Consider the following 14,954-nt stretch of genomic DNA (forward strand, 5'->3'; position numbering starts at 1 on the left):
CCCCTGCTGGTGGCCCGGGTGGCCGGGGCCAGGGATCCGCTGGCCCTGGCGGAGCGGCTGCAGTTGCCCCATCGCCAGCACCGGCTGCTGGTGCACTGGTTGGAGCTGCGCCGCCGGCTCGGGGAGCAGCCGCAGGGCTGCAGCCTGGCGGTGGACCAGTGGTGTGCCCTGTTGGAAGCCCCGGGCTGCAGCGCCGAGGCGGTGGCCCTGGCCCTGGCCTGCGGCACCGGCCCGCGTCGGCCCCTGCTGCGCTGGTGGCTGCGCTGGCGCCACCTCAAGAGTGAACAGGCCGCGGCCGACCTGCTGGCCGCTGGGATGGGTCAGGGGCCGGAGCTGGGCCAGCGGCTGCGGGAGCTGCGGGCCGAGCGGCTGCGGCGGGAGCGGCTTTAGCGTCAGCCCATGACCGATCCGGTGCGTGATCCCTGCGTGGTGGTGGCCGTCCCGGCCCGGCTGGAATCGGCCCGGCTGCCTGGCAAGTTGCTCGCCGACATCGCCGGCAAACCCATGCTCCAGCACGTGCTGGAGCGCTGCCGCCAGGCCAGGGGTGTGGCGGCCGTGGTGGTGTGCACCGACAGTGACCAGGTGCGCGCGGGCGCCGCTGCCTGGGGCTTCCCGGTGCTGATGACCTCCGCCAGCTGCCGCTCCGGCAGTGAGCGCCTGGCCAGCGTGGTGGAGCAGCTGGTGGCTGCTGCGGGGGGATTGCCTGCGGAAACCTTGGTGATCAATGTGCAGGGGGACCAGCCCCTGCTGGATCCGGGGATCATCGAGGCGATGGTGGCCCAGTTCGTGGCCCTCGAGCGGCCGCCGGTGCTGACCCCCGTCTATCCGCTGGCCGCCGACAAGCTGCACGATCCCAACGTGGTGAAGGTGTTGCGGGCCGGCGACGGGCGGGCCATCACCTTCTCGCGCAGTGCCCTGCCCCACCTGCGCGGGGTGCCGCCGGAGCAGTGGGCCGACCACACCACCTACTGGGGCCATGTGGGCCTCTACGGCTACCGGGCCGATGTACTGGCCGGTTGGATGGCCCTGCCTGTCTCTCCCCTCGAGGATCTCGAGAAGCTGGAGCAGTTGCGACTGATCGACGCCGGTATTCCCCTGCTCACCTTCGTGGTGGATCAGGACTGTCTCTCGGTGGACACCCCGGAGCAGCTGGAGCAGGCCCGGGACCTGGCCCAGCCTTAGGCGTTGCCCTCGCGCCAGCCCTGCTGATGGAGCTGACGCCACAGCCCCCGCTGGTGCAGCAGGGACTCCGCCAGTTCGCGCACGGCGCCATCGCCGCCCCGGCGCTGCAGCACCCAGTCGGCCTGGCGGCGCAGGCCCGCGGCTCCATCGGCAGGGCTGATCAGCAGGCCCGTGGCGGGGCGCACCGTGAGGTCGTTGAGGTCATCGCCGATGAAGGCGGTGTGGTCCCGATCCAGCTTCAGGCTGGCCTGGAGTTGCTCCAGGGCCGCGAGCTTGTCGCCCACCCCCACCAGGCAGTGGCTCACCTGCAGATGGCGGGCCCGTTGCTCGATGGCGCCGCTGCGCCCGCCACTGAGAAAGGCCACCTCGATGCCGGCCCGTTGCAGCATCCGGATCGCCAGACCGTCCCGCACGTCGAAGCGCTTCACCACCCGACCCTGCTCGTCGTAGTGCAGGCCCCCATCGGTGAGCACGCCGTCGACGTCGCACACCAGCAGGCGGATCTGGCGCAGGCGTGGCCTGAGCAGGCGCCGCTGCAGCCGCGAGCGCAGATGCAACCGGCTCACAGGGTGCTCGCCGCCAGGCCGCCTTCTAGGCCCTGGCGCAGGGCCAGCAGCTGGCGCAGCAGGGCTTCGAGCCGGTGCAGCGGCACCATGTTGGGCCCGTCGCTGAGGGCGTTGTCGGGATCGGGGTGGGTCTCCATGAACAGGCCATCCACGCCCACGGCCACGGCGGCTCTGGCCAGGGGTGCCACAAATTCCCGCTGGCCACCGGTGCTGGTGCCGCGCCCTCCCGGCTGCTGCACGGCGTGGGTGGCATCGAAGATCACCGGGCAACCCAGGGCCTGCATCTGGGGGATACCGCGGTAGTCCACCACGAGGGTGTTGTAGCCAAAGCTGGAGCCCCGTTCGGTGAGCCAGAGGCGGCCGCTGGCGGGATCCAGGCCGAATTCCGCCATTTTGTTCACCACCTGGGCCATGTCCCAGGGCGCCAGAAATTGCCCCTTCTTGACGTTCACCACCTTGGTGGTGCCGGCCACGGCTTGGGCGGCCGCCTCCAGCAGGTCGGTCTGGCGGCAGAGGAAAGCGGGAATCTGCAGCACGTCCACGGCCTGGGCCGCGGCGGCAGCTTGATGGCTTTCGTGGATGTCGGTGAGCACCGGCACCCCGAAGCTCTGGCCCACCTCCTGCAGGATCGCCAGCCCCTCCTCGGGGCCTGGACCGCGAAAGGATTGGCCCGAGCTGCGGTTGGCCTTGTCAAAGCTGGCCTTGAACACGTAGCGAATGCCCAGCTTCTGGCAGAGCGCGCTCACCTGCTCGGCCACCCGCAGCACGAGCTCGCGGTTTTCGATCACGCAGGGCCCGGCGATCAGGGTGAAAGGGATGGCCGTCATGGGCGCTCCGCGGCGGGGCTGGTGGTGAACCCAGCCTGCACCAGATCGTGCAGCCGCAGCAGACCCAGCAGCTGGCGGGGCTGGGCCGGATCCACCACCGGCAGCACCGAAATCGCCTGGCGGGGGTTGCGCTCCATCAGCTCCAGGGCCGCGACGGCCAGGGTGTCCGGCGCCACGGTGATCGGGTTGGCGGTGGCCATGGCGCTGGCACGCAGGGCGGCCCAGCTGTCGGGGGCATGGCGTTGCAGGGTGCGGCGCAGGTCCCCGTCGGTGATCAGCCCGGCCAGCTCGGCGGGGTTGTGGGCGGCCTGCACCCAGGCGGCGCCGAGGCTGCCCTTGCCGTTGCTGCCCTCGGTGAGGCGACCGATCACCTCCGCCAGTGGAGCCTCGGGGGACAGGCCTTCCAGATCGGCGGCCGGCACCATCAAATCGGCCACGGTGAGGGTGAGCTGGCGGCCCAGGGATCCGGCCGGGTGGTTGATGGCGAAGTCCTCCGGCGAGATGCCGGCCCGCTCCATCCACACCGCCGCCAGGGCATCGCCGATCGCCATCGCCACTGCCGTGCTGGCGGTGGGGGCCAGGTTGAGGGGGCATACCTCCCGATCCACTGCGCCATCGAGAACCACGTCGCAGCCCAACGCCAGGCTGGAGGCCAGGCGTCCCACCAGGGCGATGCGGGCGGTGCCGCGGCGGCGCAGGTGGGGAAGGATCGCGAGCAGCTCTTCGGTTTCGCCGCTGTTGGAGAGCAGCAGGGCTACGTCGTCGGAAGCCACGATGCCCAGGTCGCCATGCAGGGCGTCGACCGGATTGAGAAACACGGCCGTCAGGCCGATCGAGGAGAAGGTGGCGGCGATCTTGCGGGCGACGATGCCGCTCTTGCCTACCCCCGTCACCACCAGTTTGGCCCGCCGCTGCCGGCAGCCTTCGAGCAGCTCCAGGGCCGCTTCCACCTGGGTGCTGCTGAGGCGCTGGGCGGCGGCGGCGATGGCGGCAGCCTCTTCCTCCAGGCAGCGGGTGAGGGCAGACACGATGCCGGGATCAGCAGTGGTGCCATTCTCCCTGCCGGCCCGCTGCGGCGGGACTCAGGTGTGCACCTGGCCGATCAGGGCCGCCTGGGCGAATCCCGCCTGCTGCAGGGCGGCGAGGGCGGCGTCGCATTGATCGGCGGGAATCGCTGCCAGCAGGGGGCCGCAGGTCTGGGGGTCGATCAGCAGGCCCTGGCGGGCGGCGTCGGCTGGGCCATCGAGGCGTACCCGCTTTTCCAGCAGGGCGAGGGCGCTGGCATTGGAGGGGGCCAGGCTGCTGGCCCAGCCCTGCTCCAGCAGGGGCAGGGCCCCGGCCAGGGCCGGAATTGCGGCGGCCTTCAGCCTCACGTGGCTGGGCTCGGGGCTGGCAGCCAGCATCTCGCCCAGGTGTCCCAGCAGCCCGAAGCCGGTCACGTCGGTGCAGGCCCGGCAGCCGTGGCGGGCCAGGAGCTCCACCAGGGCCGCCTGGCTCTGTTGCATCTGGAGCAGGGCGGCGTCGATCCAGGCGGGCTGGGCCCTACCCGCCATGGCGGCGGCAAACAGCACGCCGCTCCCGATCGGCCGGCTCAGCAGCAGGCCATCGCCCGGCCGCAACGGCCCCTTCGCCCAGGGCTCCCCGGCGGCCGTGCAGCCATTCACGCTCAGCACCAGGCTCAGGCCACCGGGATGTCCTAGAGGGCCTGCGCCATCGCGGGCCTCGAGGGTGTGGCCGCCGATCAGCCGGGCGCCCAGGGGGGCCAGCACCGATTGGATTCCGGCCAGGGTGTCGCTCAGCAGGTCGGCCTGGAGCTGCTCCGCCAGTTCCGGCAGGGTGACCACCGCCTGGACGGTGGTGACACGGGCGCCGCAGGCCCAGAGGTCGCTGCAGGCATGCAGGGTGGTGAGCCGGGCATTCAGCCAGGCGTCATCCACCAGGGCGGGGAAGCCATCCACGCTCTGCAGCAGGTGGCTGCCCTCCAGGGTTTGGCCGATCACGGCGGCGTCCTCGGCGCTACCCGGGGTGCCCCCGCCCAGACCGTTGCGGGCCAGGGCGTCCTGGAGGGGGCTGGCGGCCAGCTTGGCGGCACAGCCGCGGCAGGCCATGGGGCTGGCTCTGCCGGGATCCATGGCTTTGAGGCTGCTGAAGCGGGCCATGAAGCGTTGGTCCAGGGAGTGCTTCCAGCGCCAGAGCAGGGGGCTGGGCCCGATGGCCCAGGGCCCCCAGAAGGCGACCGCCTGGGGCTTCTGCCGCAGGCTGCCGCCATCCCCCAGCAGCTGCAGGGCCCAGCGCTGGGGCCGCCAGGGCCGCAGCGGCCGGCCCACCACCGCGGCGGTGAGGTTGTGGGCCAGGCTCGGGGCGCAGCGCACGGCCCACACGCCCGAGGGGGGCCGGGGATGGTCGGCGATCACGCCGCAGTCACCGCTGGCGAACAGTCCGGGATGGCCCAGCACCTGCAGGCTGGCCCCGGTGAGAAGCCGTCCCCGGGGGTCGCTCGGCAACCCACTGGCGGCGAGCCAACGGGGGGCTCGGCTGCCGGTGCAGGCCAGATCGGCGGGGGCCTCGGGGCTGGCGTCCTGGAGCGTGATGCCAGCGGCCTGGAGCAGCCGTTTTCCCAGTTGGTTGGCGGCCCGGGAGCCCAGATGCAGGTCGCTGCCCCGCAACAGCAGCTCCGGTTGCAGGCCCCGGGCCCGCAGGGCCAGGGCCACCTCCACGGCCGCGGCGCCACCGCCCCGGATGCGGACGCCGCCCTGGTGGTGCTGGCCGCACCACTGCAGGAACGGCTCCAGGGGCTTGATCGCCATGGTGGCCTGCTGGGTGTCGATGGTTTCGGCTCCCACATCGAGGCTGAGCCAGTCCCAACGCAGGCTGGGCCGTCCCTCCAGCTGCAGCTCCTGGGCCTGGGGATCGAGGCCCGTGATCTCCGCCTGCACGAAGGTCACCCCGGCCAGCCGGCAGAGGCGGCGCAGGTCGATGCTGCAGGCCTGGGTGTCGTAGAGACCGGCCACCAGCCCCGGCACCATGCCCGAATAGAGGGCTGTGCTGTGGCGACTCACCAGGGTGATCTGGGCCGGTGGGCGCCGATTGCTCTGGCGCCGTGCCATCGCCCACATCCGCAGCACCAGGGCATGGCTGTGGCCGCCACCGGCCAGCACCAGCCTGCCTTCAGCGGCCATAGCCGTGGGGGTTGGCCTGTTGCCAGCACCAGCCGTCGCGACACATGTCGGCCAGCCCGCGGCGGGTGCGCCAGCCCAGCCGCTCGGCGGCCAGGCGCGGATCGGCCACCGTGCTGGCTGCATCGCCATCGCGCCGCGCCACGATCGCGTAGGGCACGGGGCAACCGCTGGCGGCTTCAAACGCCCGCACCACCTCCAACACGGAGTGGCCCTCGCCGCTGCCCAGGTTGAGGGTGAGCAGCTGGGGCGGCTCTGCCAGCAGCACGTCGAGGGCGGCCCGGTGACCCTCGGCCAGATCCATCACATGGATGTAGTCGCGGATGCCGCTGCCATCGGGGGTGGGCCAGTCGCCACCGAACACCTGCAGCTCAGCCCGCCGGCCTACTGCCACTTGGCTCACAAAGGGGAACAGGTTGTTGGGGATGCCACTGGGGTCTTCGCCGATGCGTCCACTGGGGTGGGCCCCCACGGGGTTGAAGTAGCGCAGTCGGGCGATGCGCCAGCCGGGCTCACTGGCGGCCAGATCGGCCAGCAGCTGCTCCACGGCGGCCTTGCTGTGGCCGTAGGGATTGATTGGCTGGATCGGCGCCGTCTCGGCGATCGGCACAACCTCGGGATAGCCGTAAAGGGTGGCGCTGCTGCTGAACACCAGGGTGCGGCAGCCGTGGGCCTGCATCGCTGCCAGCAGCTGGCGGGAGCCGGCCAGGTTCACATCCCAGTAGCGCAGTGGTTCGCGCACCGATTCCCCCACCGCCTTGAGCCCGGCGAAGTGGATCACGGCCGCGACGGGCCCGTTGCCAGGGGCCGCGGCGAAGGCGCGATCCAGATCGGCAGCGGAGCGGATGTCGCCCTCGACAACCGTCAACCGGTGGGCTGCTTCAGGGCCGGCCAGCTCCCGCACCCGTCGCAGGGCTTCCGGGGCGCTGTTGGAGAAGTTGTCGAGCACCACCAGGCTGTGGCCGGCCTCCAGCAACACCAGGGCGGTGTGGCTGCCGATGAAGCCGGCACCTCCCGTGATCAACAGCTGGGCCAAGGGGCTGTTCCGCGCTTCCGGCATAGTCTCGCGTTCGGGAGATGCTGCGTTTCATGGGGTCACCAACCATCCGCAGCATTTGCTGTATTGGTGCCGGCTATGTGGGCGGACCAACGATGGCGGTGATTGCCGATCGCTGCCCGGCGGTGCAGGTCACGGTGGTCGACCTGAATGCCGAGCGGATCGCCGCCTGGAACGATCCCGATCTGGGCCAGTTGCCGGTCTATGAACCGGGCCTGGATGCGGTGGTGGGCCGCTGCCGGGGCCGCAATCTGCACTTCTCCACGGCGGTGGAGGAGTCCATCGCCGCCGCTGACATGGTGTTCCTGTCGGTGAACACGCCCACCAAAACCAAGGGTTTGGGGGCCGGCCAGGCCAGCGATCTCAAGTGGGTGGAAGCCAGCGCCCGCACCGTGGCCCAGGCGGCCCGGGGCCACACGATCGTTGTGGAGAAAAGCACCCTGCCTGTGCGCACGGCGGCGGCGGTGAAGGCGATCCTGGATGCGGGGCCAGCGGGCAAGAGTTTTGCGGTGCTCTCCAACCCCGAATTCCTCGCCGAGGGCACGGCGATTGCGGATCTGGAGGCTCCGGATCGGGTGCTGATCGGCGGGGAGGACGCTGATGCGATCGAGGCGCTGGCGGGTCTCTACAGCGCGTGGGTGGCGCCCCAGAAGATCCTGCGCACCAACCTCTGGAGCAGTGAGCTCTCCAAGCTCACGGCCAATGCCTTTTTGGCCCAGCGGATCAGCTCGATCAACAGCATCGCCGCCTTCTGTGAGGCCACGGGCGCTGATGTGCGGGAGGTGGCCCGGGCGATCGGGGCCGACAGCCGGATTGGCCCCAAGTTTCTGCAGGCCGGGCCGGGGTTTGGTGGCAGCTGCTTCCAGAAGGACATCCTGAATTTGGTGTACCTGTGCCGCCACTACGGCCTGGAGGAGGTGGCGGCCTACTGGGAGCAGGTGGTGACGCTCAACACCTGGCAGCAGCACCGCATTGCCAAGTTGGTGGTGACCAGGTTGTTTGGCACGGTGAGTGGCAAGCGGATCGGGGTGCTGGGGTTTGCCTTCAAGGCCGATACCAACGACACCCGCGAATCGCCGGCGATCCGCATCTGCCGGGATTTGCTCGAGGAGGGTGCCCAGCTGGCGATCGTGGATCCCAAGGTGAGCGAGGCCCAGATGGCACGCGATTTGGGCCAGCCGGCAGGTGCGGCCAGTGCTGAGCACGCAGCCGAGGGGAGCTGGCACGCGGTGAGCGATGTGCAGCAGGCGGCGAGCGGCGCCGATGCCCTGGTGCTGCTCACGGAGTGGCAACAGTTTGCGGCGATCGATTGGCCGGCAGTGGCGGCGGTGATGCGCCAGCCGGCCTGGCTGTTTGATGCCCGGGCGAAGGCCGATGGGCACGCTGCCCGGGCGGCGGGGCTGCAGGTGTGGACCGTGGGGGAGGGCTGAGCCATGCCCGCTTCTCTCCCCCGCAACCTGATCACCGGCGGCGCCGGGTTTGTGGGTTCGCACCTGGTGGACCGGCTGATGGAGGCCGGCGAGGAGGTGATCTGCCTCGACAACTACTTCACCGGCCGCAAGGCGAATGTGGCCCAGTGGATCGGCCATCCCCGCTTTGAGCTGATCCGCCATGACGTCACCGAGCCGATCAAGCTCGAGGTGGACCGGATCTGGCACCTCGCCTGCCCAGCCTCACCGGTGCACTACCAGCACAACCCGATCAAAACCGCCAAAACCAGTTTCCTGGGCACCTACAACATGCTGGGCCTGGCCCGGCGGGTGGGGGCCCGGCTGCTGCTGGCCAGCACCAGTGAGGTGTACGGCGATCCGGAGGTGCACCCCCAGCCCGAGAGCTATCGGGGCTGTGTCAACACCATTGGATTGCGCAGCTGCTACGACGAGGGCAAGCGCATCGCCGAAACGCTGTGCTTCGACTACCGGCGCATGCACGGCACCGAGATCCGGGTGGCGCGGATCTTCAACACCTACGGGCCGCGGATGCTGCCCGACGACGGCCGGGTGGTGAGCAACTTCATCGTGCAGGCGTTGCGGGGCGAACCGCTCACCCTCTATGGCACCGGCAGCCAGACCCGCAGTTTTTGCTACGTGGATGATCTGGTGGAGGGCCTGATCCGGTTGATGAACGGGGCGCACACCGGTCCGATCAACATCGGCAACCCCGGCGAGTTCACCATCCGCCAGCTGGCCGAGCTGGTGCGCTCTCGGATCAACCCCGAGCTGCCGCTGATCGAACAACCGCTGCCCGCCGACGATCCGCTGCAACGGCAACCGGTGATCGCGTTGGCGCAGCAGGAGCTGGGCTGGCAGCCCACGGTGCCTCTGGACCAGGGTCTGGAGCCCACCATCGCTTACTTCCGCGAGGCCCTCAGCTGAATGCGTAAGGACCCATTCCCCAAGCTGCCCTCCCTGATTCCGTACAGCCTGTACAGAATTCAGCACAGGCTCCTGTGGAGTGAACCGGCCGCTCCCCCCGCTCCCTGCTCATGACCATTGTCGTGACGGGTGCCGCTGGCTTCATCGGTGCGGCCGTTTGCGAGCGCCTGTTGGCCCGCGGTGAGCAGGTGGTGGGGTTGGACAACTTCAATCCCTACTACGAGCCTGCGTTGAAACGGGCGCGGATCTCCCAGCTGCAGGCCACGGAGTCGCGCACCTGGACGCTGATTGAGGCCGATCTGGAGGATCGGGCGGCGGTGGAGGCTGTCTTCGCCCAGCACAAGCCCAGGGGGGTGATCCACCTGGCCGCCCAGGCGGGGGTGCGCTACTCGCTGGAGAACCCGGCGGCCTACATCCAGAGCAATCTGGTGGGCTTCGGCCACATTCTCGAGGGCTGCCGCCACCACGGTGTGGAGCATCTGGTGTACGCCTCCAGTAGCTCGGTGTATGGCGGCAACACCAATCTGCCGTTCACGGAGCACCAGCCGGTGAACCACCCGGTGAGCCTGTACGCGGCCACCAAGAAAGCCAACGAACTGATGGCCCACACGTACAGCCACCTCTACGGGCTACCCGCCACAGGCCTGCGCTTCTTCACGGTCTACGGCCCCTGGGGCCGGCCCGACATGGCGCCGATGCTGTTCGCCAAAGCGATCCTGGCCGGCGAGCCGATCCGGGTGTTCAACCAGGGCCGTATGCGCCGGGATTTCACCTACATCGACGACATCGTCTCTGGGGTGATCGCCTGCGCCGACAAGCCGGCCACCCCCAATCCCGCCTTCGATGCTTCGGTGCCCGATCCAGCCACCAGCTGGGCGCCGCACCGGGTGTTCAACATCGGCAACAGCGAGCCGGTGGCGCTGCTGCGCTTCATCGAAGTGCTGGAGCAAGCCCTGGGCCGGCGGGCGATCCGCGATCTGCAGCCGATGCAGCCCGGCGATGTGGAGGCCACCGCTGCCGACACGGCCCTGCTGGAGGCCTGGGTAGGCTTCCGGCCCTCCACCTCGATCGAGGTGGGGGTGGAGCGCTTCGCCCACTGGTACCGCGCCACCTACGGCTGAGCGCCGGCAGGCAGACTCACCCCATCCGCTCCTTTCGCCTTGGCGTCGCTGCAGAGCCTGCGTGGCATGGTCGATCTGCTGCCTGAGCAGCTCGGCCTCTGGCAGCACGTGGAAGTCACGGCCCGGGAGCAGTTCCGCCGGTCGGCCATCCGCGAGATCCGCACGCCACTGCTGGAGGTCACCGAGCTGTTCGCCCGCGGCATCGGCGAGGCCACCGATGTGGTGGGCAAGGAGATGTACACCTTTTTCGATCGCGGCGAGCGCAGCTGCACCCTGCGACCGGAGGGCACGGCCTCGGTGGTGCGGGCGGCGATCCAGCACGGTCTGCTGAGCCAGGGGCCCCAGCGCCTTTGGTATGGCGGGCCGATGTTCCGCTACGAACGGCCCCAGGCGGGCCGCCAGCGCCAGTTTCACCAGATCGGGGTGGAGCTGTTGGGCTTTGCCGATGCCTGCAGCGATGTGGAGGCCATTGCGGTGGCCTGGGATCTGCTGGCCGAGCTCGGCGTGGGCGGTCTGGAGCTGGAGCTCAATTCCCTCGGCAGCGCTGAGGATCGGGCTCGCTACCGCGAGCAACTGGTGGCCTGGCTGGAGCAGCACCGAGCGGAGCTCGATGCCGATTCCCAGGACCGCATCCACAGCAATCCCCTGCGGGTGCTCGATTCCAAGCACCCTGGCACCCAGGCCCTGCTGGCGGAGGCTCCCAGCCTGGCCTCGGCCCTCAGCGACGCCAGCCAGTCCCGCTTTGCTGAAGTGCAGCAGGCCCTGACGGCCCTGGGGATCCCCTATGTGCTCAACCCCCGCTTGGTCCGGGGTCTGGATTACTACAGCCACACCGCCTTTGAGATCACCAGCAGCCAGCTGGGCGCCCAGGCCACCGTGTGCGGTGGCGGCCGCTACGACGGCCTGGTGCAGCAACTGGGCGGCCCCGCGACGCCGGCGATTGGCTGGGCCCTGGGGATGGAGCGGTTGGTGTTGCTGCTCAGCCAGCTCAAGCGTCCGGCCGCGGTTGCTTCGGCGTTGGATCTCTATGTGGTGAGCCGTGGTGAGGCGGCGGCCACCCAGGCGCTGGCCCTGGCGCGGCGCTGCCGCCAGGCCGGGCTGGCGGTGGAGCGGGATGCCAGTGGGGCGGCCTTCGGCAAGCAGTTCAAGCGGGCCGACCGCTCCGGGGCCCGCTGGGCGGCCGTGATTGGCGAACAGGAGGCGATCGATGGCGTGGTGGCCCTCAAGGATCTGCGCGCCGACGGCGGCGAGCCAGCCGATCGGCGGCTCAGCCCCGAAGGCCTGCTTGAGGCCCTCGGAGCGGCCCTGCCGAGGCCATGACGCCACAGGACCTGTCCACCGGAGCAGGCCACTCCAGGGTGCTGGGCCTTTGACTGCCCGTACCACTGAGTGCGGAGCAGTTTCGGCCCTGATGGGTGATCCGACCCTCGCGATCATTGCCGGAGAGGGCGCATTGCCGAGGATGCTCTCGGAGGCACTCACCCGCGCGGGCCGCGCCCACATTGCCTGTTACCCCCATGGACTGGAGGTGGAGGTGCCGGGGGCGGAGGAATTTTTCTTTGAGCGTTCGATCGCCTTCATCAAATCGCTGCAGCAGCGGGGCATCGATCAGATCGTGATGGTGGGCAAGTTTGTGCGGCCGCGCTCGCTCAACCTGCTGCGCTTCGAGGGTTCCACCCTGATGGCGGCCCCTCGCATCCTGGCGTCGCTGCGCAATGGCGATGACGCCTCCCTGCGGGCCCTGGCCCAGATCATCGAGGAGCACGGCCTGAAGGTGGTGGGCATCGAGGACGTGGCCCCGAATCTGCTGCCGGAGCCCGGCCTTTACGCCAGCACGGTGCCCAGCGATCTCGATCGGGCCGATGTGGAGAGGGCGGCTTACATCGTCGAGGCCATCTCCCAGGTGGATGTGGGCCAAGGTGCGGTGGTGGCCAAGGGCCTGTGCCTCGCCACCGAAGCCCTGCCCGGCACCGACGCCATGCTCGAGTGGGTGGCCTCCACCCGCACCGATCGGCCGGAGACAGGTCGCTCCGGGGTGCTCTACAAGGCCCCCAAGCTCAATCAGGACCGGCGCATGGACCTGCCCGGCATCGGCCCCACCACCGTGGCGAAGGCGGCGGCGGCAGGCTTGGCCGGCATCGCCTGGGAAGCCCGCAGCGCCCTGTTGCTCGATGCCGAGCAAACCATGGCTGACGCCGAGCGGCTAGGGCTGTTTTTGTGGTCGCGGGAGCCGAATGTGGACTGAACCGAGATCCGGTTCGGGCTCGATCCGACTCACCCTCCTGCCTGTTCCAGCACGCCCTTGCTGCTGGGCACCGCGCCGGCCCGGCGGGGATCCACTTCCACCGCCAGTCGCAGCGCCCGGGCGAAGGCCTTGAAGCAGGCCTCCACGATGTGGTGGGAGTTCACCCCATCCAGCTGGCGGATGTGCAGGGTCAGGCCACTGTTGTTGGCCACTGCCACGAAGAACTCCTTCACCAGCTCGGTGTCATAGCTGCCGATCTTCTGGGCCGGAATCTGCAGGCCGTAGCTGAGGTGGGGCCGGCCGGAGCAGTCCAGGGCCACTTGCACCAGGGCCTCATCCAGCGGTGCCACGAAGTGGCCGAAGCGGTGGATGCCGCGCCGCTCGCCCAGGGCCTGGGCCAGGGCCTGGCCCACCGCAATGCCCACGTCTTCGTTGGTGTGGTGATCGTCGATATGGGTGTCCCCCACCGCCTTGATCTCCAGGTCGATCAGCCCGTGGCTGGCCAGCTGGTGGAGCATGTGGTCGAGAAAGGGCACGCCGGTGTTCACCGTGCAGTGGCCGCTGCCATCGAGCCCCAGCGTCACGCGCACATCGGTCTCGCCGGTGACGCGGTGGATGGTGCCAACTCGCTCAAGGCCTGGGGGCATGGGTGCTGGGAGCGCTGTTCGGCGCCGATGCGGGCTGGACCGATCATGCCGAAGCCTCTTGCCCTTGGCTCAGGTCCACACCGTGGCGGAGCTGGGCTGGGGGCGCTGGGCCAGGGGATGGGCAGCCCCCAACAGGTCTCGGCTGATTGCAGCGCAAATGTGATGCTGAGGCAGACCCAGCAGCGGATCCCTCAGGGGCTGGTCGAGATAGGCCGCCAGCCGTTCCGCGGTGACGTATCCCACCATCAGGCCGAAGGCCACGACGTTGCCGAGGGCGGGGGTGAGCGGCTCGGCCTCTAACCGAAGAAACATCAGCCAGGCAAACAGCCACACCACCAGCCGGCTGAACAAGGTCACCGCTGCTGGGGGAGGCTGGCTCTGGATGCGCTCCAACCCACCGATGGCATTCTCCCCATCGCGCAGCAGTTCGGTGAGGAGGCCGCGCCCCGTGGGTTCCAGCATCCCCGCCTGGTAGGCCTGGGCAATGGCCTGGGCCTGGGCATCCAGGAGCCCCTGACTGTTGCTTTCCCCTGGAAAGCCCTGGCGCAGGCCGTCAAGCGGTAGGGCCAATTCCGCCGGGCACGGCGTTGCGGGCCGCAATTCGGCCGCCAGGGTCCACACCAGCAGCACCTGCCGCTCCAGCATCGGCTGCAAAGGCTCGACCGCCAGGGCCAGCAGTCCTGTCTTCCAGGCACGGCAGGCGTTGCGCAGCTGGCCCCAGAGGGTGCGGGCTTCCCACCAGCGGGCATAGGCCTGGGTGGAGCGAAAGCCGATCAGCACCGAGGCCACGATGCCCAGAAGGGGCAGTACCAGGTCGGGGGTGAGTTTCTGGCTGAGGGTCGGGCCCAGGGGCACCGTCAGCGCAGCGATCAGGAAGGCAACGGCCAGATCGGGCCAGAGCCGGCGCAAGAGGGCCGCCAGCAGGCGCAACGCTCCAAGGCGACCCGAGGCACGCAGCATCCGCTCACATCCCCGTGATGCAGTAGCCGGCATCCACGTAGATCACCTGGCCGGTGATGCCGGAGGCCAGGGGGCTGGCCAGGAAGGCGGCGGTGCTGCCCACCTCCTCCTGGGTCACGGTGCGCTGCAGGGGGGCCTTCGCCTCCACGTTGTGGATCATGTCGAGGATGCCGCCGATGGCGCTGCTGGCCAAGGTGCGGATCGGACCGGCGCTGATGGCGTTCACGCGCACCTGCTTCTCGGGGCCCAGCTCGGCGGCCAGGTAGCGCACCGAGGCCTCGAGAGCCGCTTTGGCCACACCCATCACGTTGTAGTTGGGGATGGCCCGCTCGGCCCCCAGATAGCTCAGCGTGATCACGCTGCCGCCTTCATTGAAGAGAGGCTTGGCCCAGCGGCACAGCGGCGCCAGCGAATAGGCGCTCACCTCCAGGGCCCGGGCAAAGCCCTCGGGGCTGATGGCGGAGTAGTCGCCGATCAATTCGTCCTTGCCGGCGAAGGCCAGGCAGTGCACCAGCACATCGATCGAGCCCCACTGTTCTTTCACCCGGGCGAACACGGCTTCGATCTGGGCCGGGTCCTGCACGTTGAGGGGTTCAAACAGGCTGGGGGCCAGGGGGGCGGTGAGCTCGCGCACCTTGCCCTCGAAGCGGCCCTTCTCATCGGGGAGGTAGGTGACCCCCAGCTCGGCGCCCGCGGCATGCAGCTGCTGGGCGATGCCCCAGGCGATCGACTTGTTGTTGGCGATGCCCGTCACCAGGGCTTTCTTGCCGCGCAGATCAAGGAGCATGGGAGCAGAAG

General features: G+C 69.6%; 14 protein-coding genes and 1 pseudogene. 7 read left to right on the forward strand and 8 right to left on the reverse strand.

Annotation, left to right across the window (positions count from 1 at the left end):
- A pseudogene (locus KBY71_RS01540) lies at positions 1–390 on the forward strand (CCA tRNA nucleotidyltransferase); the annotation flags it as partial.
- Positions 391–399: 9 nt separating this feature from the next.
- Entirely contained in the window at positions 400–1,182 is a 783-nt protein-coding gene (gene kdsB, locus KBY71_RS01545; protein ID WP_254927245.1) for a 3-deoxy-manno-octulosonate cytidylyltransferase, read from the forward strand.
- Here kdsB and KBY71_RS01550 read toward each other — a convergent pair.
- Genes KBY71_RS01550 through galE form a run of 5 tightly spaced genes read right to left on the reverse strand, consistent with a single transcriptional unit; the run spans position 1,179 to position 6,787 of the window.
- Positions 1,179–1,748 carry a KdsC family phosphatase gene (locus KBY71_RS01550; protein WP_396095051.1) on the reverse strand — a complete coding sequence of 190 codons (570 nt, stop codon included), beginning with the start codon at positions 1,746–1,748 and terminating at the stop codon, positions 1,179–1,181. The two genes, kdsB and KBY71_RS01550, sit on opposite strands and share 4 nt — an antisense overlap.
- A complete protein-coding gene (kdsA, locus tag KBY71_RS01555; protein ID WP_254927246.1) occupies positions 1,745–2,575 on the reverse strand; it encodes a 3-deoxy-8-phosphooctulonate synthase in 831 nt (276 codons plus the stop codon). Before kdsA ends, KBY71_RS01550 begins: the two co-directional genes overlap by 4 nt.
- Complete coding sequence (locus KBY71_RS01560; protein ID WP_254927247.1) at positions 2,572–3,603, reverse strand: SIS domain-containing protein; 1,032 nt, start codon at positions 3,601–3,603, stop codon at positions 2,572–2,574. The genes kdsA and KBY71_RS01560 overlap by 4 nt, the downstream gene beginning before the upstream one ends.
- 54 nt (positions 3,604–3,657) lie before the next feature.
- Complete coding sequence (gene selD / locus KBY71_RS01565; RefSeq protein WP_254927248.1) at positions 3,658–5,754, reverse strand: selenide, water dikinase SelD; 2,097 nt, start codon at positions 5,752–5,754, stop codon at positions 3,658–3,660.
- The gene (gene galE, locus KBY71_RS01570) at positions 5,744–6,787 is read right to left on the reverse strand and encodes a UDP-glucose 4-epimerase GalE (protein ID WP_254927318.1); all 1,044 of its coding nucleotides are present in this window, start codon (positions 6,785–6,787) and stop codon (positions 5,744–5,746) included. Before galE ends, selD begins: the two co-directional genes overlap by 11 nt.
- 53 nt (positions 6,788–6,840) lie before the next feature.
- Here galE and KBY71_RS01575 point away from each other — a divergent pair, with 53 nt between their 5' ends.
- From KBY71_RS01575 to KBY71_RS01595, 5 genes are all read left to right on the forward strand, one after another.
- Positions 6,841–8,238, forward strand: coding sequence for a nucleotide sugar dehydrogenase (locus KBY71_RS01575; protein WP_254927249.1), 1,398 nt, complete (start codon positions 6,841–6,843; stop codon positions 8,236–8,238).
- A gap of 3 nt (positions 8,239–8,241) precedes the next feature.
- Positions 8,242–9,183, forward strand: coding sequence for a UDP-glucuronic acid decarboxylase family protein (locus KBY71_RS01580; protein ID WP_254927250.1), 942 nt, complete (start codon positions 8,242–8,244; stop codon positions 9,181–9,183).
- 110 nt (positions 9,184–9,293) lie between these two features.
- Positions 9,294–10,304, forward strand: a complete 1,011-nt coding sequence (locus KBY71_RS01585) for an NAD-dependent epimerase (protein ID WP_254927251.1) — start codon at positions 9,294–9,296, stop codon at positions 10,302–10,304.
- 39 nt (positions 10,305–10,343) lie between these two features.
- A complete protein-coding gene (gene hisS / locus KBY71_RS01590) occupies positions 10,344–11,624 on the forward strand; it encodes a histidine--tRNA ligase (RefSeq protein ID WP_254927252.1) in 1,281 nt (426 codons plus the stop codon).
- A gap of 91 nt (positions 11,625–11,715) precedes the next feature.
- Positions 11,716–12,549, forward strand: a complete 834-nt coding sequence (locus KBY71_RS01595; protein WP_254927253.1) for an LpxI family protein — start codon at positions 11,716–11,718, stop codon at positions 12,547–12,549.
- Positions 12,550–12,578: 29 nt separating this feature from the next.
- Here the strand turns inward: KBY71_RS01595 and hisB are convergent, their stop codons facing one another.
- From hisB to fabI, 3 genes are all read right to left on the reverse strand, one after another.
- Positions 12,579–13,196, reverse strand: a complete 618-nt coding sequence (gene hisB / locus KBY71_RS01600; RefSeq protein WP_254927254.1) for an imidazoleglycerol-phosphate dehydratase HisB — start codon at positions 13,194–13,196, stop codon at positions 12,579–12,581.
- Between the two features lie 69 nt (positions 13,197–13,265).
- A complete protein-coding gene (locus KBY71_RS01605; protein WP_254927255.1) occupies positions 13,266–14,156 on the reverse strand; it encodes a bestrophin family ion channel in 891 nt (296 codons plus the stop codon).
- Positions 14,157–14,160: 4 nt separating this feature from the next.
- Positions 14,161–14,943 (reverse strand): enoyl-ACP reductase FabI, encoded by a 783-nt coding sequence (gene fabI, locus KBY71_RS01610; RefSeq protein WP_254927256.1) that lies wholly within the window; start codon positions 14,941–14,943, stop codon positions 14,161–14,163.
- Positions 14,944–14,954 lie beyond the last annotated feature (11 nt).

Origin of the sequence: Cyanobium sp. T1B-Tous (assembly GCF_024345475.1) — a bacterium.
Taxonomy (GTDB): domain Bacteria; phylum Cyanobacteriota; class Cyanobacteriia; order PCC-6307; family Cyanobiaceae; genus Cyanobium_A.